This window comes from Pseudomonas sp. WS 5079, from assembly GCF_012985465.1.
Lineage (GTDB): Bacteria > Pseudomonadota > Gammaproteobacteria > Pseudomonadales > Pseudomonadaceae > Aquipseudomonas.
The window spans coordinates 223,819-242,810 of sequence record NZ_JAAQWN010000008.1; the positions used below are offsets into that span (position 1 = coordinate 223,819).

Genomic DNA, 18,992 nt, shown 5'->3' on the forward strand with positions numbered 1-18,992 from the left:
AATAAGAGGCCGCACCTTTGTGGGGCACTGAAAAAGCCGGCAATGGCTGATTAAGACACTTTTCAAAAAAATTGTACACAATAAATTCAACAACCACCCTCTCCCCCTGCCGGAGCCGGCTTGCCGACGATGACGGTATATCAGCCGCAGATAGGGCAGCAGCAAGAATGCAATCGCTGGCAAGACGCATCCTACAGGTGAGTTCGCATATTTTAGTTGACCAGTCGGGCAAGTTTCTTGCAAGGATAGGCCGGTGCGACCGTCTGGAAAAAATGCAGAAATACAGGCTTACAAAGTGCCCATTAAGTTGTATACAATCAGCCCATCGCTGTGACGCAACAGCCGCCACACCATCGATCACGAACAAGAAGGAAGACTGCAGTGAGCGCTGACTACCCACGCGACCTGATCGGTTACGGCAGTAACCCTGTGCATCCACACTGGCCAGGCAAGGCGCGTATCGCCCTGTCGTTCGTACTCAATTACGAAGAAGGCGGTGAGCGCAATATCCTGCACGGCGACAAAGAGTCGGAAGCCTTCCTCTCGGAAATGGTCTCGGCCCAGCCGCTGCAAGGCGCACGCAACATGAGCATGGAGTCGCTGTACGAATACGGCAGCCGTGCGGGCGTGTGGCGCATCCTCAAGCTGTTCAAGGAATTCGACATTCCGCTGACCATCTTCGCCGTGGCCATGGCCGCCCAGCGCCACCCCGACGTGATCCGTTCGATGGTCGCCGCCGGCCACGAGATCTGCAGCCACGGCTACCGCTGGATCGACTACCAATACATGGACGAGGCCCAGGAGCGCGAGCATATGCTCGAAGCCATCCGCATCCTCACCGAGCTGACCGGCGAGCGCCCACTGGGCTGGTACACCGGGCGCACCGGCCCCAATACGCGGCGGCTGGTGATGGAGGAAGGTGGCTTTCTGTATGACTGCGACACCTATGACGACGACCTGCCCTACTGGGAACCCAACAACCCGACCGGCAAGCCGCACCTGGTGATCCCCTACACCCTGGACACCAACGACATGCGCTTCACCCAGGTCCAGGGTTTCAACAAGGGCGACGACTTTTTCGAGTACCTCAAGGACGCCTTCGATGTGTTGTATGCCGAAGGGGCCGAGGCGCCGAAGATGCTCTCCATCGGCCTGCATTGCCGCTTGATCGGCCGCCCGGCGCGCCTGGCTGCCCTCAAGCGCTTTATCGAATACGCCAAGGGTCATGACCAGGTGTGGTTCGCCCGCCGTGTCGACATTGCCCGCCACTGGCACGACGTCCACCCTTTCCAGGGAGCCGCCAAATGACTGCTTTCCAGACCTTGAAACCGTCGACCCTGAGCCGCGACGAATTCGTCGCAGCCTTCGCCGACATCTACGAACATTCGCCATGGGTGGCCGAAAAGGCCTTCGACCTGGGCCAGGACGCCTCGATCGACCAGATCGAAACCCTGCACCAGCGCATGAGCGACATCCTGTTGAGTGCTGATCATCCAAGCCAACTGGCCCTGATCAACGCTCACCCGGACCTGGCAGGCCGTGCGGCCGTCCAGGGCCAACTCACCCAAGCCAGCACCGATGAGCAAGCTGGCGCGGGGATTCACCAATGCACGGCCGAAGAGTTCTCACGCTTCACCGAGCTGAACGATGCCTACAAGGCCAAGTTCAAGTTTCCCTTCATCATGGCGGTAAAAGGCAGCAACCGGCATCAGATCCTCAAAGCGTTTGAAACGCGCATCCACCACCCGGTCGACACCGAGTTCAAGTGCGCGCTGGCAGAGATCAACAAGATCGCGTTGTTCCGATTACTGACCCTTTAGCAAACCTGGCCCGAGCGTATCGATCAACGCCCAGGGCCTGGCAAGCATCCCAAGCCACTCTATCTAAGGCAGACAAGAAGAATGAAAGCTTACGCCGTACCTTTCGAAAAGTTCGTCAACCTGGCCGACGCCCGCCTGGGCACCAAGATCATCTCAGTGACCGATGACTGGTTCGCCGACGCCAACCGACTGTTCCAGCCGACCCCGGCCGTATGGAAGGAGGGCGTTTTCGATGATAACGGCAAGTGGATGGACGGCTGGGAGTCACGCCGCAAGCGCTTCGAAGGCTTCGACAGCGCGGTGATCCGCCTGGGCGTACCGGGCTCGATCAAGGGCGTGGACATCGACACTTCATTCTTCACCGGCAACTTCCCGCCATCGGCGTCCCTGGAAGGCTGCTTCCTGGCTGCGGGCGAACCCGATGCCAACACCCAGTGGGTCGAAGTACTGTCTGCCGTGGAATTGCAGGGCAATAGCCATCACTTCCACGAGATCAATAACGACCAGGCGTTCAGCCACCTGCGCTTCAACATCTACCCGGATGGTGGCGTGGCCCGTCTGCGCGTGTACGGCATTCCGTTCCGCGACTGGTCGGCCGTGGGCGACAACGAACAAGTGGACCTGGCCTCCTCCCTCAATGGCGGGCGTGCGCTGGCCTGTTCCGACGAACACTTCGGGCGCATGGGCAACATCCTCAACCCGGGCCGTGGCATCAACATGGGCGATGGCTGGGAAACTGCCCGTCGTCGCACGCCAGGCAACGATTGGGTGATCGTCGCGCTGGGGCATGCCGGCGAGATCGACAAAGTGGTGGTCGACACCCTGCACTTCAAAGGCAACTACCCGGACACCTGCTCGATCCAGGGCGCGTTCGTCAAGGGCGGTACCGACAGCCAGATCGAGACCCAGTCGCTGTTCTGGCGTGAATTGCTGCCAGCACAGAAGCTGGAAATGCACGCCGAACACACCTTTGCCGAGCAGATCAAGGCACTGGGCCCGATCACCCACATCCGCCTCAACGTATTCCCGGATGGTGGTGTGAGCCGCCTGCGGGTGTTCGGCAAGGTCGCTAAGTAAGCGGTGAACCCAATCGCGGGCAAACCCGCTCCCACATTTGCAATGCATTCCCCTGTGGGAGCGGGCTCGCCCGCGATAGCAATAGACCAGACAACACAGAACTCGGATAAGAAGACAGCCATGCGCACACTGATGATCGAACCCTTGACCAAAGAAGCCTTCGCCCCCTTCGGAGACGTTATCGAAACCGACGGCAGCGATCACTTCATGATCAACAACGGCTCGACCATGCGCTTTCATAAACTGGCGACGGTAGAAACCGCCACGCCAGAAGACCACGCCATCATCAGCATCTTCCGCGCCGACGCGCAGGACATGCCGCTGACCGTGTGCATGCTGGAGAGACACCCGCTGGGCAGCCAGGCCTTTATCCCGCTGCTCGGCAACCCCTTTCTGATCGTGGTCGCGCCCGTTGGCGATGCACCTGTATCAGGCTTGGTCCGCGCCTTCGTCACCAACGGCAGGCAGGGCATTAATTACCATCGCGGCGTCTGGCACCACCCGGTGCTGACGATCGAAAAGCGGGATGACTTCCTGGTGGTTGATCGCAGTGGCACAGGCAATAACTGCGATGAGCATTTTTTCAAAGAGGATGAGCGGTTGATCCTCGCCCCCCACCAATAAGAGAAGGTCCGATCACCCGACAACAAGGGTGACGGGCGAGAGGTAAAGACTGTGGAAGCACATCTGTTGGAATGGCTGAACCTTAGCGTGCGCTGGGTTCATATGATCACTGGCGTGGCCTGGATCGGTGCGTCTTTCTATTTTGTATGGCTGGAAAACAACCTCAACCGCGTCAACCCCAAAAACGGCCTGGCTGGCGATTTATGGGCGATCCACGGTGGCGGTATCTACCACCTGGAAAAATACAAACTGGCCCCGCCGACCATGCCGGACAACCTGCACTGGTTCAAATGGGAAGCCTATTTCACCTGGATGTCAGGCGTCGCGCTGCTCTGCGTGGTGTTCTATCTCAACCCGACGCTCTACCTGCTGGCTCCCGGCAGCAGCCTGAGCGGCACCGAAGGCGTGTTGCTGGGCATTGGCTCACTGTTCGCTGGCTGGTTCATCTACTCCTTTCTCTGCGACTCGGCCCTGGGCAAACGCCCTGCCCTGCTCGGTTTTATCCTGTTCATCCTGTTGATCGGCGCGGCCTACGGCTTCAGCAAGGTGTTCAGCGGGCGCGGTGCGTACCTGCATGTGGGGGCGATCATCGGCACCATCATGGTCGGTAACGTGTTCCGCATCATCATGCCGGCCCAGCGCGCGCTGGTGGCAGCAATTGCAGAAAACCGCACGCCAGACCCGGCACTGCCGGCCAAGGGCCTGCTGCGTTCACGACACAACAACTACTTCACCCTGCCCGTGCTGTTCATCATGATCAGCAACCACTTCCCCAGCACCTACGGCAGCCAGTACAACTGGTTGATCCTGGCCGGGATCGCGGTGGCGGCGGTGTTGGTGCGGCACTACTTCAACACCCGTCACGACAGCCAGAAATACGCGTGGACCCTGCCGGTCGGCGCCCTGGCGATGATCTGCCTGGCCTATGTCACAGGTCCAAAACCCGTGGCTACCGCACCGGACGTGGCCAAGGCGCCAGCGGCCATCGAGTACCAGCCATTGCCGGAAACGGCGCTGGGTGGCGGCCTCAAGCCAGCAGCCCCCGCCGCGCCAGCACCGGCGGCAGAAGCGGCGCCGGCCCAGGCCTCGACGGATTTCGGCAAGGTCCACAGCGTGATTGAACAACGTTGCACCGTATGCCATTCGGCCAAGCCCACCAGCCCGCTGTTCAGTGCCGCGCCGGCCGGGGTGATGTTCGATACCCCGGCGCAGATCCAGCAGCAGGCGGCGCGCATCCAGGCGCAGGCGGTTGCCAGCCAGATCATGCCGCTGGGCAACATCACCCAGATGACCCAGCAGGAGCGGGAGTTGATTGGTAGTTGGATCAATCAAGGAGCCCGTACCAATTAACTGATTAGCGCAGATCAAACTGTAGGAGCTGGCTTGCCTGCGATAGCGGTGCATCACGCACCGGAAGGGGTGAATGAACCACCGCTATCGCAGGCAAGCCAGCTCCCACATTTGCAATGTGCAGTGTTTTGAAGATTGGGTTTCACCTGGCAATTGACTGCCAAACAACACAAAAATAAAAAAGATCCGAGGTGTTGCATGTCCCAGTTAGAACCGCAGATTCCTGCCGTACCCGCCATGGTGCGGCTGCCCCTTTTGCAACTGATCCTGGTAGGCCTGCAACATGTACTGCTGATGTACGGCGGCGCCGTGGCCGTGCCTCTGATCATCGGGCAAGCCGCAGGCTTGAGCCGTGAAGAAATCGCCTTTCTGATCAACGCCGACCTGCTGGTGGCGGGGATCGCCACCATGGTCCAGTCCTCTGGCATCGGCCCGCTGGGCATCCGCATGCCGGTGATGATGGGCGCCAGTTTTGCCGCCGTCGGCAGCATGGTCGCCATGGCGGGCATGCCGGGTATCGGCCTGCAAGGGATCTTCGGCGCGACCATCGCCGCCGGGTTCTTTGGCATGCTCATCGCGCCCTTCATGTCCAAGGTGGTGCGCTTCTTCCCACCGTTGGTGACCGGTACCGTGATCACGGCCATCGGTCTTTCGTTGTTTCCAGTAGCCGTGAACTGGGCAGGCGGCGGCGCCACTGCCGTGCAGTTCGGCTCGCCGATCTACCTGGCCATCGCCGGCCTGGTACTCGCCACCATCTTGCTGATCAACCGGTTCATGCGCGGCTTCTGGGTCAATATCTCGGTATTGATCGGCATGGCCCTGGGCTACGCCTTGTGTGGATTGCTCGGCATGGTCGACCTCGGCGGCCTGGAACAGGCGCCGTGGCTGCAAGTGGTCACGCCTTTGCACTTCGGCATGCCCACGTTCGAATTGGCGCCAATCCTGTCGATGTGCCTGGTGGTGGTGATTATCTTTGTCGAGTCCACCGGCATGTTCCTCGCGCTGGGCAAGATCACCGGCCAGGAAGTCACCCCGAAGATGCTGCGTCGCGGCCTGCTGTGCGATGCCGGCGCGTCGTTCTTTGCCGGGTTCTTCAATACCTTCACCCACTCCTCGTTCGCCCAGAACATCGGCCTGGTGCAAATGACCGGTGTGCGCTGCCGTTCGGTGACGATCATGGCCGGGGCCTTTTTGATTGTCCTGAGCTTGCTGCCCAAGGCGGCGTTTCTGGTGGCATCGATTCCTCCTGCGGTGCTGGGCGGCGCAGCCATCGCGATGTTCGGCATGGTGGCAGCGACCGGGATCAAGATCCTGCAGGAAGCCGACATTGCCGACCGTCGTAACCAGTTGCTGGTGGCGGTCAGCATCGGCATGGGCCTGATCCCGGTGGTACGCCCGGAGTTCTTCGCCCAGTTGCCCCTGTGGATGAGCCCGATTACCCATAGCGGCATCGCCATGGCCACGCTTAGTGCGTTGTCGCTGAATGTGTTGTTCAACATTCTGGGCGGCTCAGAACGCCCCGCAGTCGCCCATACGCATTGATTCCTTCGTTACTCGAACAGGGAATATCAACATGCACACCACAGACTTGGGGCCGGCCACACGCTGTGCCCCATTCTCGCCCCCTGCGCTCTTTTACAGCGCACTTGAGCACAGGCTCTGGAGCCAGTATTCTCCGCGCCCGCTCGAATCGACTCAAAAAAAAACAGCGAATGTAAAAGCTGACTTAAAGGCCAACTTATCCCGGCCTTATGTCTGCTGCCAAAGTGCGCAAAAGTCCTCTGAACCCGACTGCATCCCATGTAGCCGGCGGGGATTTTTTGGCTTTTCAAACACTTTGGCGCAGCTCTTGCTAAAAGCATTAAAGCTGACCGAACAGACGATTTTTGCAGCGAACCAAAAGGCGCCACACCAGAGCGCCTGCGTAGAAGAAAAACCATAAAACTTTAGCTCGGGAGCAACCGAATGAAACGTACCGTGAACAGCCTGATGTTGGCCGGATCCCTGCTGGCCGGGGGCCAGGCAATGGCGGGTGACCTGCTGCAGTGGCAGAACAACAGCCTGACTTACCTGTGGGGCAAGAACTTCAAAGTCAACCCAGAGATCCAGCAAACCGTCACCTTTGAACATGCCGATGCGTGGAAGTACGGCGACAACTTCTTCTTCCTCGACCGTATCTTTTACAACGGCAAGGAAGACGGCAACGTCGGCCCTAATACTTACTACGGCGAGTTCAGCCCACGGCTGTCGTTTGGCAAGATCTTCGATAAAGACTTGTCCTTCGGACCGATCAAAGATGTATTACTGGCGTTCACCTACGAGTTCGGCGAAGGCGACAACGAGTCCTACCTGGTAGGCCCGGCATTCGACCTGAACATCCCGGGCTTCGACTACTTCCAGTTGAACTTCTACCAGCGCCAGACCGAAGGCAATCGCCCCGGTGACGGTGTATGGCAGATCACGCCGGTATGGTCGTACACCATTCCCGTGGGCAACTCCGACGTGCTGATCGACGGCTTCATGGACTGGGTGGTGGATAACGACAAAAACGCCCGTGGCACTTATCACGCCAACTTGCACTTCAACCCGCAGGTCAAATATGACTTGGGCAAGGCCATGAACTGGGGCGCCAAGCAGTTGTATGTCGGTTTTGAATACGACTACTGGAAGAACAAGTACGGGATCCAGGACAGCGGCGCGTTCGAGACCAACCAGGATACGGCCAGCCTGCTGGTCAAGTACCACTTCTAAGGCCCAACACGCCCCCTGTGGGAGCGGGCTTGCCCGCTCCCACACAAGCCCGCTCCCAGATTCAGTTCGGGGTCAGGCCCAGGAACCGTTGCAACTCCTCGCGCTTGGCCAACGCATCCCGTCGCCCCAACTCGATCAACTCGCTGCAATACCCCGCCTCGAACAACAGATAGCTGAGCACCCCCGCCCCGCTGGTCTTGGTCGCCCCTGGCCCACGCAAAAACAAACGCAGTGCCGCCGGCAGCTCCTGGCGATGGCGGGCGGCGATCTCGTCGATGGGCTGGCTCGGTGCAATCACCAACACTTCGACCGGCGAAAGCCCGCGCGCGGCGCTGTCGGCCGGTTGCAGATGGGCGAACTGGTTGAGGCGCTCCAGCAACTCGATATCACTCTCAAGGCTGTCAATGAACGTGCTGTTGAGCATATGCCCACCGATCTGCGCCAGGGTCGGCTCCTGGCCGGTATAGGTGCGTTGCTGCGGCGCCGAAGGGTCGATGGAGCGCGGGTTGCCACTGACCCCCACCACCAGCACCCGGCTGGCCCCCAGGTGCAACGCCGGGCTGATGGGCGCCGATTGCCGGACGGCGCCATCGCCAAAATATTCCTGGTCGAGTTTGACCGGTGCGAACAGCAACGGGATCGCCGAACTGGCCAGCAGGTGCTCCACGGTCAACTGCGTGGGCAGGCCAATGCGCCGGTGGCGCAGCCAGGCGTCGATGGTGCCGCCGCCCTGATAGAACGTCACCGCTTGCCCCGACTCATAGCCAAACGCCGTTACCGCGACGGCATGCAGGTGTTTGTTGCGGATGGCCTCGTTGATGCCTTCGAAGTGCAGCTTCTCTTGCAGCAATTCGCGCAAAGGCGAACTGTCGAGCAGCGCCACCGGCACCGGTGCCCCCAGCCCCAGCAGGCTGCGGGCCAGGAAGCGAGTGGCCTGGTGAATCACCCCCGGCCAATCGCTGCGCAACACCAAGTGGCTGCGAAAGCCCTGCCAGAACGCCGTAAGGCGGGCGATGGCGGCGCCAAAATCCATGGCGCCACTGGCCAGGCTCACCGCATTGATCGCCCCGGCCGAGGTGCCGACAATCACCGGAAAAGGATTGGCAGCCCCCGGCGGCAACAATTCGGCAATCGCCGCCAGTACCCCCACCTGATACGCCGCACGCGCCCCACCGCCGGAAAGAATCAAGCCTGTGACCGGTTCAGTTGGGCGCATTGCATAACTCCATGGGCTGCGGGGAAATCCGTTTGTTCAGCGGCGTTTTTCGTACAACTTGGGTTCGCCCGGTGGCCGGCTCTTGAAGCGGCGATGGGCCCACAGGTATTGCTCGGGGCACTCGCGTACCGCGGTTTCCACCCATTGGTTGATGCGCAGGCAATCGACTTCGTCGGATTCGCCGGGGAAGTCGCGCAACGGCGGATGAATCACCATGCGGTAGCCGCTGCCATCGGCCAGGCGCTGCTGGGTAAATGGCACCACCAACGCCTTGCCCAGGCGCGCGAACTTGCTGGTGGCGGTAACGGTAGCGGCCTGGATGCCGAACAACGGCACGAAAATGCTCTGCTTGGCGCCGTAGTCCTGGTCCGGCGCGTACCAGATCGCCCGGCCGGCGCGCAGCAGCTTGAGCATGCCGCGCACGTCTTCGCGCTCGACCGCCAGGGAATCAAGGTTGTGGCGCTCGCGGCCCCGGCGCTGGATAAAGTCGAACAACGGGTTGCCGTGCTCACGGTACATGCCATCGATGGTGTGCTTTTGGCCCAGCAAGGCCGCGCCGATCTCCAGGGTGGTGAAATGCAGGGCCATGAGGATCACGCCCTTGCCTTCCAGTTGCGCCTGCTTGAGGTGCTCCAGCCCTTCGACGTGGGCCAGGCGCGCCAGGCGCTGTTTGGACCACCACCAGCTCATGGCCATCTCAAAGAAGGCGATGCCAGTGGAGGCAAAGTTTTCCTTGAGCAAATGTTTACGCTCCTGGGCAGACAGGTGCGGGAAGCACAGTTCCAGGTTTCGCGCAGCAATGCGCCGGCGCTCACCGGCCACCCGGTACATAAACGCACCCAGCACACGACCAATTCCCAGCAGCACCCGGTATGGCAACTGAGTGATCAGCCATAGCAGGCCGAGCCCCAGCCACAGGAGCCAGAAACGCGGGTGAAAAAATACAGCTCGAAAACGCGGGCGATCCATTACAGATTCCGGTAAAGACAGGGCCGCGCATTCTACAACGGTTCGACCCGGCTTGCGGCTAGCGGTTGTTCTCGTTATAAGTCTCGACACTTTTCGTGACAAGCCGCTTTGCCGACCATGAGCCAAACCGAATCGCTAGACCAAGATCCCGTCTTCCAGCTCAAAGGCAGCATGCTCGCCATTACTGTGCTGGAACTGGCCCGTAACGACCTTGATGCCCTGGACCGCCAGCTCGCTGCCAAGGTTGCCCTGGCCCCGAATTTCTTCAACAACGCGCCGCTGGTGCTGGCCCTGGACAAATTGCCGGCCGGCCAGGGCGCGGTTGACCTGCCCGGGCTGATGCGCGTTTGCCGCCAGCATGGCCTGCGCACCCTGGCCATTCGCGCCAGCCGTATCGAAGACATTGCGGCAGCCATCGCCATTGAACTGCCAGTACTGCCACCGTCCGGCGCCCGCGAGCGTGTGCTCGACCCGGTGGAAGGCGAAGTGAAGAAAAAACCGGAAAAACCGCCAGAGCCGACGATCAAGCCTACAAGGATCATCACCTCCCCCGTACGCGGCGGGCAGCAGATTTACGCCCAGGGCGGCGACCTGGTAGTGGTCGCCCCGGTCAGTCCCGGCGCGGAACTTCTCGCCGATGGCAACATCCATGTATACGGCCCCATGCGCGGTCGGGCACTGGCTGGGGTCAAGGGCGATACCAAGGCAAGGATTTTCTGCCAGCAATTGAGCGCTGAGCTGGTATCCATCGCCGGCCAGTACAAGGTTTCGGAAGATTTGCGCCGTGATCCGCTGTGGGGGGCCGGGGTACAAGTCAGCCTGTCGGGCGATGTGTTGAACATCATCCGTCTTTAACGGATACTGCCGCATTTTCCAAGCATCTCTGGACTCTGATAGCACAGCGAAACCGGCAAGACTTGCGTAGGAATAATTGAAAGTTGGCGTTTCCCTTACGGGAGGCACATCTTTTTCCTACGAAGGCTGTCCGCCTGCAGCGAGTTTCAAGAGATGTTTTTCAGGGACTGAGAGGTCCTTTTTCCTTAGGGGTGAAACACCTTGGCCAAGATTCTCGTGGTTACATCCGGCAAGGGTGGTGTGGGTAAGACCACCACCAGCGCCGCTATCGGTACCGGCCTCGCTCTGCGCGGCCACAAGACAGTCATCGTCGACTTCGACGTCGGTTTGCGTAACCTCGACCTGATCATGGGCTGCGAACGCCGCGTGGTGTACGACTTCGTCAACGTGGTCAACGGCGAAGCAACCCTGCAACAAGCACTGATCAAGGACAAGCGCCTGGAGAACCTTTATGTTCTCGCCGCTAGCCAAACCCGGGACAAGGACGCCTTGACCCTGGAAGGCGTTGAAAAAGTCCTGATGGACCTCAAAGAGCAATTTGAGTTTGTTATCTGCGACTCTCCAGCAGGTATCGAGAAAGGCGCCCAACTGGCCATGCACTTCGCCGATGAAGCGATTGTGGTGACCAATCCCGAGGTGTCGTCGGTACGCGACTCCGACCGCATGATCGGCCTGCTGTCGAGCAAGTCTCGCCGCGCCGAAAAAGGCGAAGACGCAATCAAGGAACACCTGCTCCTGACCCGCTACAACCCCGAGCGCGTCCAGAGCGGCGAAATGCTTGGCGTTGAGGACGTCGAGGAAATCCTCGCCATTCGCTTGCTGGGGGTGATTCCTGAGTCTCAAGCGGTACTGAAAGCTTCAAACCAAGGCGTACCGGTCATTCTTGATGACCAAAGTGATGCCGGCCAAGCCTATAGCGATGCAGTCGATCGCTTGCTGGGCAAAGAAGTTGCCCATCGGTTCCTTGCTGTCGAGAAGAAAGGATTCTTGGCACGCCTGTTTGGAGGCAATTGAACAATGAGTATTTTTGACTTCTTTCGCTCAACCAAAAAACCTAGCACGGCGTCGGTAGCGAAAGAGCGTCTACAGATCATCGTGGCGCACGAACGCGGCCAACGCAGCACCCCGGACTACCTGCCAGCCTTGCAGAAGGAACTGGTGGAGGTGATCCGCAAGTACGTCAATATCGGCAACGATGACGTGCATGTCGCCCTGGAAAACGACGGCAGCTGCTCGATTCTGGAACTCAATATCACCCTGCCTGATCGTTGATCGAACAGGCGGTCGCCACGGCGGCTCCGTCACCTTGATCCCCTTTGGGGAACCGGGTGGCCGAGCCGCCGTTGGCGTTTGTTACGAGGCTGTTTAATGCCGTTGTCCAATATCCATATCCTTCACCAGGATGACGCTGTCCTGGTGGTGAACAAGCCTACCCTGTTGCTGTCGGTGCCAGGTCGCGCCGACGACAACAAGGACTGCCTGATCACCCGCCTGCAGGAAAACGGTTACCCAGAGGCGCGTATCGTTCATCGCCTGGACTGGGAAACGTCGGGAATCATCCTGCTGGCCAGGGATGCCGACAGCCACCGCGAACTGTCGCGCCAGTTTCACGACCGCGAAACCGAAAAGGCCTACACCGCCTTGTGCTGGGGCCAGCCGGAACTGGACAGCGGCAGCATCGACCTGCCGCTGCGCTATGACCCACCGACCAAGCCGCGGCATGTGGTGGACCACGAGTTCGGCAAGCATGCGCTGACTTTCTGGAAAGTCTTGGAGCGTTGCGGGGATTGGTGCCGGGTGGAACTGACGCCGATTACCGGGCGCTCGCACCAACTGCGGGTGCATATGCTGTCCATCGGCCACCCGCTGCTCGGTGATGGCCTGTATGCCCACGAACAGGCCCTCGCCGCCTGGCCACGGCTGTGCCTGCACGCGAGCATGTTGAGCTTCACCCACCCGCAAAGCGGCGAGCGCCTGCGGTTCGAGTGCCCTGCGCCGTTCTAATCGGTAAACGCAATTAAAATGTGGGAGCCGGCTTGCTCGCGAATGGGGTGGATCAGTTAGCTTATTGCGCGACTGCCACACCGCATTCGCGAGCAAGCCCGCTCCCACATTTGTTCTGTGCACTTATCACATCGGACGGTAAACTCGCGCCATTGCTGTCTGGAGCTACTTATGCGCGAAGCGTTGAACCAAGGCCTGATCGACTTCCTCAAGGCCTCTCCCACCCCCTTTCATGCCACTGCGGCCCTGGCCCAACGCCTGGAAGCCGCCGGTTTCCAGCGCCTCGACGAACGCGAGACCTGGACCACCGAGGCCAACGGTCGCTACTACGTGACCCGCAACGACTCCTCGATCATCGCCTTCAAGATGGGCCGCCAGTCGCCCCTGCACGACGGCATCCGCCTGGTCGGCGCCCATACCGACAGCCCGTGCCTGCGGGTCAAGCCGCAACCTGAGCTGCAACGCCAGGGCTTCTGGCAACTGGGCGTGGAAGTCTACGGCGGCGCGCTGCTGGCACCGTGGTTCGACCGTGACCTGTCCCTGGCCGGCCGCGTGACGTTTCGGCGTGACGGCAAGGTCGAAAGTCAGTTGATCGATTTCAAGCTGCCGATTGCCATCATCCCCAACCTGGCCATCCACCTGAACCGTGAAGCCAATCAAGGCTGGGCGATCAATGCCCAGACCGAGCTGCCGCCGATCCTCGCGCAGTTTGCCGGCGATGAGCGCGTGGACTTCCGCGCCGTACTCACCGACCAACTGGCCCGCGAACATGGGTTGAATGCTGATGTGGTGCTCGACTACGAGCTGAGTTTCTACGACACCCAAGGCGCAGCGGTGATTGGCCTGCATGGCGACTTTATCGCCGGCGCCCGCCTGGACAACCTGCTGTCTTGCTACGCCGGCCTGCAAGCCCTGCTCACCAGTGAAACCGACGAAACCTGCGTGCTGGTGTGTACCGACCACGAAGAAGTCGGCTCCTGTTCGGCCTGTGGTGCCGACGGGCCGATGCTGGAGCAGACCCTGCGTCGTCTGCTGCCTGAAGGTGACGAGTTCGTACGGGCCATTCAGAAGTCGCTGCTGGTGTCTGCCGACAATGCCCACGGCATCCACCCCAACTACGCCGACAAGCACGACGCCAACCATGGCCCGAAACTCAATGCCGGCCCGGTGATCAAGGTCAACAGCAACCAGCGCTACGCCACCAACAGCGAAACCGCCGGATTCTTCCGCCACCTGTGCATGGCCGAAGAAGTGCCGGTACAGAGCTTCGTGGTGCGCAGTGACATGGGCTGTGGCTCGACCATCGGCCCGATCACCGCCAGCCACCTGGGCGTGCGCACCGTAGATATCGGCCTGCCGACATTCGCCATGCATTCGATTCGTGAACTGTGCGGCAGCCACGATTTGGCGCATCTGGTGAAGGTGCTGAGTGCGTTTTATGCGAGCCGCGACCTGCCCTGAGCAGGGCGGCGCTTGCCCTAATGCCGATCAGTTCTCAAAGCAGCGAAGATCAAATGTGGGAGCGGGCTTGCTCGCGAAGACGTCCGCCCAGCAAACATTGATGTTGACTGACCCACCGCTTTCGCGAGCAAGCCCGCTCCCACCGGGGATCTGCGCTTAACTGAACGGCATTAGGGCTTGCCCGCGATGGCGATTCCCAGCGCACTGCGGCGCTATCTGACACACATCAAGGCACCCCGCGCCAATCCAGCCTAGACTGACCATCATCCCTCAACGACAAGGCCGTCCCCACCATGATCCCGATGTCCGCCTTCCACGCCATGCTTATCCCCATCCTCACTGGCATGATCCTGCTGGCCGTTGGCTTCAACTTCCGCGACAAGAACCTTGGTGTGTTTGGCATGTGGGTCGGCATGCTGCTGATCCTCGGCACCATCGTCTACCGGATCCTCGCGAAACTGGCCGAATAACAAATGCACTCGCATTGGGCATAGCGCCCTCGTACACTCGGTCGATCTGTCGTTTCCAAGGTTGACCGCCTCGTGCTTGCCCGTCTGTTTGCCCTGCCATACTGCCTGCTCCTTTGCCTGCTGATCCTGTTGCCCATCGCCCCTGCCCAGGCGGTCGGCCTGCCAGGCATCCTGGGCAGTACCAGCAAAGCCCAGCCACAAGCCGACGTACCGCTGGGGCAGTCCCTGGACGAGGTGATCAAGAACCTGGAAAACGACCAGCAGCGCGCCAAGCTGCTGGCCGACCTGAAAAAACTGCGCGAAGCCACGAAAAAAGCCCAGCCGGCGGCCGAGCAAGGGGTGCTGGGCTTGATCGGTGGCACCCTGGCCAGCCTCGAACAACAACTGTCCGGCGCCGACAGCCCGCTCAACCGCTGGTCCATCGAGTTCGACCAGGCCAAGGCCGAGCTGGGCGCATTGATGCTGCCCGCCAGCGAATGGCTGCCGATCATCTTTGGCTTTGCCGTAGTGCTGATGCTCTGGAGCCTGTTGGCCGCCGCGCTGATCTGGCTCAGCCACCGGGTGCGCCTGCGCTTTGGCCTCAGTGAAGAATTGCCGCAACATCCCAAGACCTGGGACATGCTGCGTTTTGCCCTGCGCAAACTTGGGCCCTGGCTGATCGCCCTGGTGATCACCGTCTACCTCAGTTACGCCCTGCCCTCGTCCCTGGGCAAGTCCCTGGCGATGGTGCTGGCGTACGCGCTGGTGGTCGGCACGTGCTTTTCGGCGATCTGCGTCATTGCCTTTTCCGTGCTCGACGGCCCCCACCGCCATCGGGCGCTATATATCCTGCGCCACCAGGCATTTCGGCCGCTGTGGCTGATCGGCAGCTTCGCCGCCTTCGGCGAGGCCTTGAGCGATCCGCGCCTGACCGAAGCCCTGGGCACCCACCTGGCGCACAGCGCCGCGACCATCGCCAATGTGCTGGCTGCGCTGTCTACCGGCGTGTTTATCCTGCGCTTTCGCCGGCCCATCGCACATCTGATCCGCAACCAGCCACTGTCCCGGCGCCTGACCCGCCGCGCGTTGAGCGACACCATCGAGATCATCGGCACCTTCTGGTACCTGCCTGCGCTGCTGCTCGTGGGTATCTCGCTGTTTGCCACCTTCGTGTCGGCCGGCGATACCAGCACCGCCTTGCGCCAGTCACTGCTGTGCACGGTGTTGCTGGTGCTGTGCATGGTGATCAACGGCCTGGTACGCCGCCATGCCCTCAAGCCCCAACGCGGGCACAAGCGCCATGCGCTGTATTCCGAACGCCTGAAAAGCTTCGTCTATACCCTCGCCCACCTGGTGGTGTGGCTGGTGTTCATCGAACTGGGCCTGCGGGTCTGGGGCTGGTCGCTGATCCGCTTTACCGAAGGCGACGGGCATGAAATCAGCGTCAAGCTGTTCGGCCTCGCGGGCACCCTACTATTCGCCTGGCTGATCTGGATCCTTAGCGATACCGCGATCCACCACGCCCTCACCCGCTCGCGCAAAGGCCTGGCCAATGCGCGGGCGCAAACCATGATGCCGTTGATCCGCAACGTGCTGTTCGTGACGATCTTTATCATCGCCGCCATCGTCGCCCTGGCGAACATGGGCATGAACGTCACGCCGCTGCTGGCCGGTGCCGGTGTGATCGGCCTGGCTATCGGTTTTGGCGCGCAGTCGCTGGTGGCGGACTTGATCACCGGCCTGTTCATCATCATCGAAGACTCCCTGGCCATCGATGACTACGTGGACGTCGGCGGCCACCTCGGTACCGTCGAAGGCCTGACCATCCGCACCGTGCGCCTGCGCGATATCGACGGCATCGTGCACACCATCCCGTTCAGCGAGATCAAGAGCATCAAGAACTACTCGCGGGAATTCGGCTATGCGATTTTCCGCGTCGCGGTGCCCGCCAGCATGGACATCGACACCGCGATCAAGCTGATGCGCGACGTCGGTCAAAAGATGCGCGCCGACCCGCTGCAACGCCGCAATATCTGGTCGCCCCTGGAGTTCCAGGGTGTGGAGAGCTTCGAGTCCGGCAACGCCATCCTGCGCGCGCGCTTCAAGACTGCGCCGATCAAACAGTGGGAAGTGTCACGGGCGTTCAACCTGTCGCTCAAGCGCCACCTGGATGAGGCCGGAATGGACCTGGCAATGCCGCGCTTGAGTGTGCAGGTGGTGACGGCGGCGAGTGGGCCGCAGGACGCTCAGGTCACATCGACCCCGACGTGAATCGCATCATGGCGCCAGAACTCCAGGTCGCAATCGATCAGGCGCTGATGCTGATCGTAATTGACCCGGGCGATCCGCAGCCCGGGGCTGCCTGCCGAGACCTTCAGGGCCGCTGCCGCTTCCACCTGCAATGAGGTCGGCACAATTTCGAAGCGTACGCGCCCGTAATGCAGGTCGTATTTGCGGGCGTACAACTCGGTCATCGACTCGTTCAGGTCACACGCCAGGATCCCTGGAAAATACTGGGGGTTGAGGTAGTGCTCGACATACAACACCAACCGCCCATCGATACGCCGCCGGCGGCAGATCTGGATCACACTGGACAGCGCCGGCAGTTGTAGCCATGCGCAAACGGCGGCCGAAGCCGGTTGCAGGCGCGCGGAAATAACTTCGGTAGAAGGCTCCCGCCCCTGGGCGCTGACCATGGCGTGGAAGTGGCTGCGCTGCATCAGGTTGTAGGCCAGCCGGGGCGGCGAGACGAACCAGCCACGGCGTTCCTCGCGGTAGATCTGGCCCTGGGCCTCCAGTTGCAACAAGGCTTCGCGCACGGTAATGCGGGTGGTACCAAACAACTCACTGAGTTTGCGCTCGGCCGGCAATTTGCTCGCCGGGCTGAGCAAACCGTGGCTGATCTGCTCTTGCAGCGCCAGGCCGATGGCTGTCACCGCTTTGGTTGCCTCATCACGCATCAACGTTACCTATCTGGACTAGGCCAGCACTGTTTGGGTGCGCCAAATGCCCCTGGAATGGGCGGCGGCTATAGCGTGCAAGCCTAGGCATCACACATGACCGACAGATGACAGCGCCTTGCGCCGCTGCCTCACACACCCTGCAATACGCCGGCCAAGTCCAGGTATTACGGGGGCCAGGCCTTGGTCTACGCTTACCCGGCAGGCGCCTGCCCAGGTGCCTTGAAAACGACATCGACATGAAACTGTCATCCAGCGCGCCTAAATTGGCTCGTGTATTGCTGACCTAGACCAAACCAACCGCGCCATCAAAAAATCCCAGCGTTGAAAACGCCCAAAGGAGCTTCGGATGAAACAGCTTTTCCTGGCATCACTGTTAGGCTCGACCATTGCCATGTGCACCGCCGCCATGGCCGCTGACACCGATTTGAAAACCCTGGAAGCTGCCGCCAAGGCAGAAGGCGCTGTGAACAGCGTCGGCATGCCCAATGACTGGGCCAACTGGAGAGGCACCTGGGAAGACCTGGCGGCCAAGTACGGCCTCAAGCACATTGACACCGACATGAGCTCGGCCCAGGAAATCGCCAAGTTCGCCGCAGAAAAAGACAACGCCAGCGCCGATATCGGTGACGTGGGCGCCGCCTTCGGGCCGATTGCGGTCAAGCAGGGCGTGACCCAACCCTACAAGCCCAGCACCTGGGAGCAGATCCCGGATTGGGCCAAGGACAAGGATGGCAACTGGGCACTGGCCTACACCGGCACCATCGCGTTTATCGTCAACAAAAAGCTGCTGCACGGCTCCGAAGTCCCGACCAAGTGGTCTGACCTGAAAACCGGCAAGTACAAGGTCTCGATTGGTGACGTGAGCACCGCCGCCCAGGCCGCCAATGGCGTGCTGGCGGCAGCCCTGGCCAATGGTGGCGACGAGAAGAACATCCAGCCGGCGTTGCTGATGTTCGCCGAGATCGCCAAGCAGGGGCGTATCTCCCTGGCCAACCCGACCATTGCCACCATGGAAAAAGGCGAAGTGGAAGTGGGCGTGGTCTGGGACTTCAACGGCCTGAGCTACAAGGCCAAGATGGCCAACCCGGATGACTACGTGGTGCTGATCCCATCGGATGGCTCGGTGATTTCCGGCTACACCACCATCATCAACAAATACGCCAAGCACCCCAACGCCGCCAAGCTGACCCGCGAGTACATCTTCAGCGATGCCGGGCAGATCAACCTGGCCAAGGGCAATGCACGGCCGATTCGTGCCGAGCACCTGACCCTACCCGCCGAAGTACAGGCCAAGCTGCTGCCTAACGAACAGTACAAAGGCGTGACCCCGATCAAAGACGCCGATGCCTGGGAGAAGACCTCCAAGGGCTTGCCGCAGAAGTGGCAGGAAGAAGTCATCATCAACATGCAATAAGCCCAACACCCACATTGGAAATCCACCGGAGATCCAATG

Annotated in this window: 19 protein-coding genes; 16 read left to right on the plus strand and 3 right to left on the minus strand. The window is 60.7% G+C overall.

What is annotated here, in order from left to right:
• The first annotated feature begins 381 nt into the window (after window positions 1-381).
• The 8 genes from puuE to HBO05_RS21800 all read left to right on the plus strand — a co-directional run bounded on the left by puuE (window position 382) and on the right by HBO05_RS21800 (window position 7,622).
• Window positions 382-1,308: an allantoinase PuuE gene (gene puuE, locus HBO05_RS21765; RefSeq protein ID WP_170042684.1), complete on the plus strand. Its 927-nt coding sequence runs from the start codon at window positions 382-384 to the stop codon at window positions 1,306-1,308.
• On the plus strand, window positions 1,305-1,820 hold the full coding sequence (gene uraD / locus HBO05_RS21770; protein WP_169952822.1) for a 2-oxo-4-hydroxy-4-carboxy-5-ureidoimidazoline decarboxylase: 516 nt from the start codon (window positions 1,305-1,307) through the stop codon (window positions 1,818-1,820). The genes puuE and uraD overlap by 4 nt, the downstream gene beginning before the upstream one ends.
• Window positions 1,821-1,901: 81 nt before the next feature.
• Complete coding sequence (gene alc, locus HBO05_RS21775; RefSeq protein WP_170042683.1) at window positions 1,902-2,897, plus strand: allantoicase; 996 nt, start codon at window positions 1,902-1,904, stop codon at window positions 2,895-2,897.
• 120 nt (window positions 2,898-3,017) lie between these two features.
• Complete coding sequence (locus HBO05_RS21780) at window positions 3,018-3,521, plus strand: ureidoglycolate lyase (protein WP_099168728.1); 504 nt, start codon at window positions 3,018-3,020, stop codon at window positions 3,519-3,521.
• A 51-nt stretch (window positions 3,522-3,572) separates the two neighbouring features.
• Entirely contained in the window at window positions 3,573-4,871 is a 1,299-nt protein-coding gene (locus tag HBO05_RS21785; protein WP_170057016.1) for a urate hydroxylase PuuD, read from the plus strand.
• 198 nt (window positions 4,872-5,069) lie between these two features.
• Complete coding sequence (locus HBO05_RS21790; RefSeq protein ID WP_172314034.1) at window positions 5,070-6,413, plus strand: nucleobase:cation symporter-2 family protein; 1,344 nt, start codon at window positions 5,070-5,072, stop codon at window positions 6,411-6,413.
• Window positions 6,414-6,444: 31 nt separating this feature from the next.
• Window positions 6,445-6,813 (plus strand): hypothetical protein, encoded by a 369-nt coding sequence (locus tag HBO05_RS21795; RefSeq protein WP_169952826.1) that lies wholly within the window; start codon window positions 6,445-6,447, stop codon window positions 6,811-6,813.
• A gap of 23 nt (window positions 6,814-6,836) precedes the next feature.
• A complete protein-coding gene (locus HBO05_RS21800; protein WP_169952827.1) occupies window positions 6,837-7,622 on the plus strand; it encodes an outer membrane protein OmpK in 786 nt (261 codons plus the stop codon).
• A 61-nt stretch (window positions 7,623-7,683) separates the two neighbouring features.
• On the opposite strand, the gene HBO05_RS21805 is transcribed toward HBO05_RS21800, so the two are convergent.
• Both HBO05_RS21805 and HBO05_RS21810 read right to left on the minus strand, forming a co-directional pair.
• Entirely contained in the window at window positions 7,684-8,838 is a 1,155-nt protein-coding gene (locus HBO05_RS21805) for a patatin-like phospholipase family protein (RefSeq protein WP_169952830.1), read from the minus strand.
• Between the two features lie 36 nt (window positions 8,839-8,874).
• Window positions 8,875-9,807 (minus strand): lipid A biosynthesis lauroyl acyltransferase, encoded by a 933-nt coding sequence (locus HBO05_RS21810; RefSeq protein ID WP_169952832.1) that lies wholly within the window; start codon window positions 9,805-9,807, stop codon window positions 8,875-8,877.
• 117 nt (window positions 9,808-9,924) lie between these two features.
• On the opposite strand from HBO05_RS21810, the gene minC reads away from it, so the two are divergent.
• From minC to HBO05_RS21845, 7 genes are all read left to right on the plus strand, one after another.
• Complete coding sequence (gene minC, locus HBO05_RS21815; RefSeq protein ID WP_038447253.1) at window positions 9,925-10,662, plus strand: septum site-determining protein MinC; 738 nt, start codon at window positions 9,925-9,927, stop codon at window positions 10,660-10,662.
• A gap of 201 nt (window positions 10,663-10,863) precedes the next feature.
• A complete protein-coding gene (minD, locus tag HBO05_RS21820; RefSeq protein ID WP_169952835.1) occupies window positions 10,864-11,676 on the plus strand; it encodes a septum site-determining protein MinD in 813 nt (270 codons plus the stop codon).
• A gap of 3 nt (window positions 11,677-11,679) precedes the next feature.
• Window positions 11,680-11,934, plus strand: a complete 255-nt coding sequence (gene minE, locus HBO05_RS21825) for a cell division topological specificity factor MinE (protein WP_169952837.1) — start codon at window positions 11,680-11,682, stop codon at window positions 11,932-11,934.
• 96 nt (window positions 11,935-12,030) lie between these two features.
• Complete coding sequence (locus HBO05_RS21830; RefSeq protein ID WP_169952839.1) at window positions 12,031-12,666, plus strand: RluA family pseudouridine synthase; 636 nt, start codon at window positions 12,031-12,033, stop codon at window positions 12,664-12,666.
• 171 nt (window positions 12,667-12,837) lie between these two features.
• The gene (locus HBO05_RS21835) at window positions 12,838-14,127 is read left to right on the plus strand and encodes a M18 family aminopeptidase (protein WP_029300406.1); all 1,290 of its coding nucleotides are present in this window, start codon (window positions 12,838-12,840) and stop codon (window positions 14,125-14,127) included.
• Between the two features lie 293 nt (window positions 14,128-14,420).
• Complete coding sequence (locus HBO05_RS21840) at window positions 14,421-14,597, plus strand: hypothetical protein (RefSeq protein WP_166647837.1); 177 nt, start codon at window positions 14,421-14,423, stop codon at window positions 14,595-14,597.
• A gap of 72 nt (window positions 14,598-14,669) precedes the next feature.
• Window positions 14,670-16,847 carry a mechanosensitive ion channel family protein gene (locus tag HBO05_RS21845; RefSeq protein WP_172314036.1) on the plus strand — a complete coding sequence of 726 codons (2,178 nt, stop codon included), beginning with the start codon at window positions 14,670-14,672 and terminating at the stop codon, window positions 16,845-16,847.
• On the opposite strand, the gene HBO05_RS21850 is transcribed toward HBO05_RS21845, so the two are convergent.
• Window positions 16,823-17,536, minus strand: a complete 714-nt coding sequence (locus HBO05_RS21850; protein ID WP_172314038.1) for a UTRA domain-containing protein — start codon at window positions 17,534-17,536, stop codon at window positions 16,823-16,825. The two genes, HBO05_RS21845 and HBO05_RS21850, sit on opposite strands and share 25 nt — an antisense overlap.
• 349 nt (window positions 17,537-17,885) lie before the next feature.
• On the opposite strand from HBO05_RS21850, the gene HBO05_RS21855 reads away from it, so the two are divergent.
• Complete coding sequence (locus tag HBO05_RS21855) at window positions 17,886-18,953, plus strand: ABC transporter substrate-binding protein (RefSeq protein ID WP_172314040.1); 1,068 nt, start codon at window positions 17,886-17,888, stop codon at window positions 18,951-18,953.
• The last annotated feature ends 39 nt before the right edge of the window (window positions 18,954-18,992 follow it).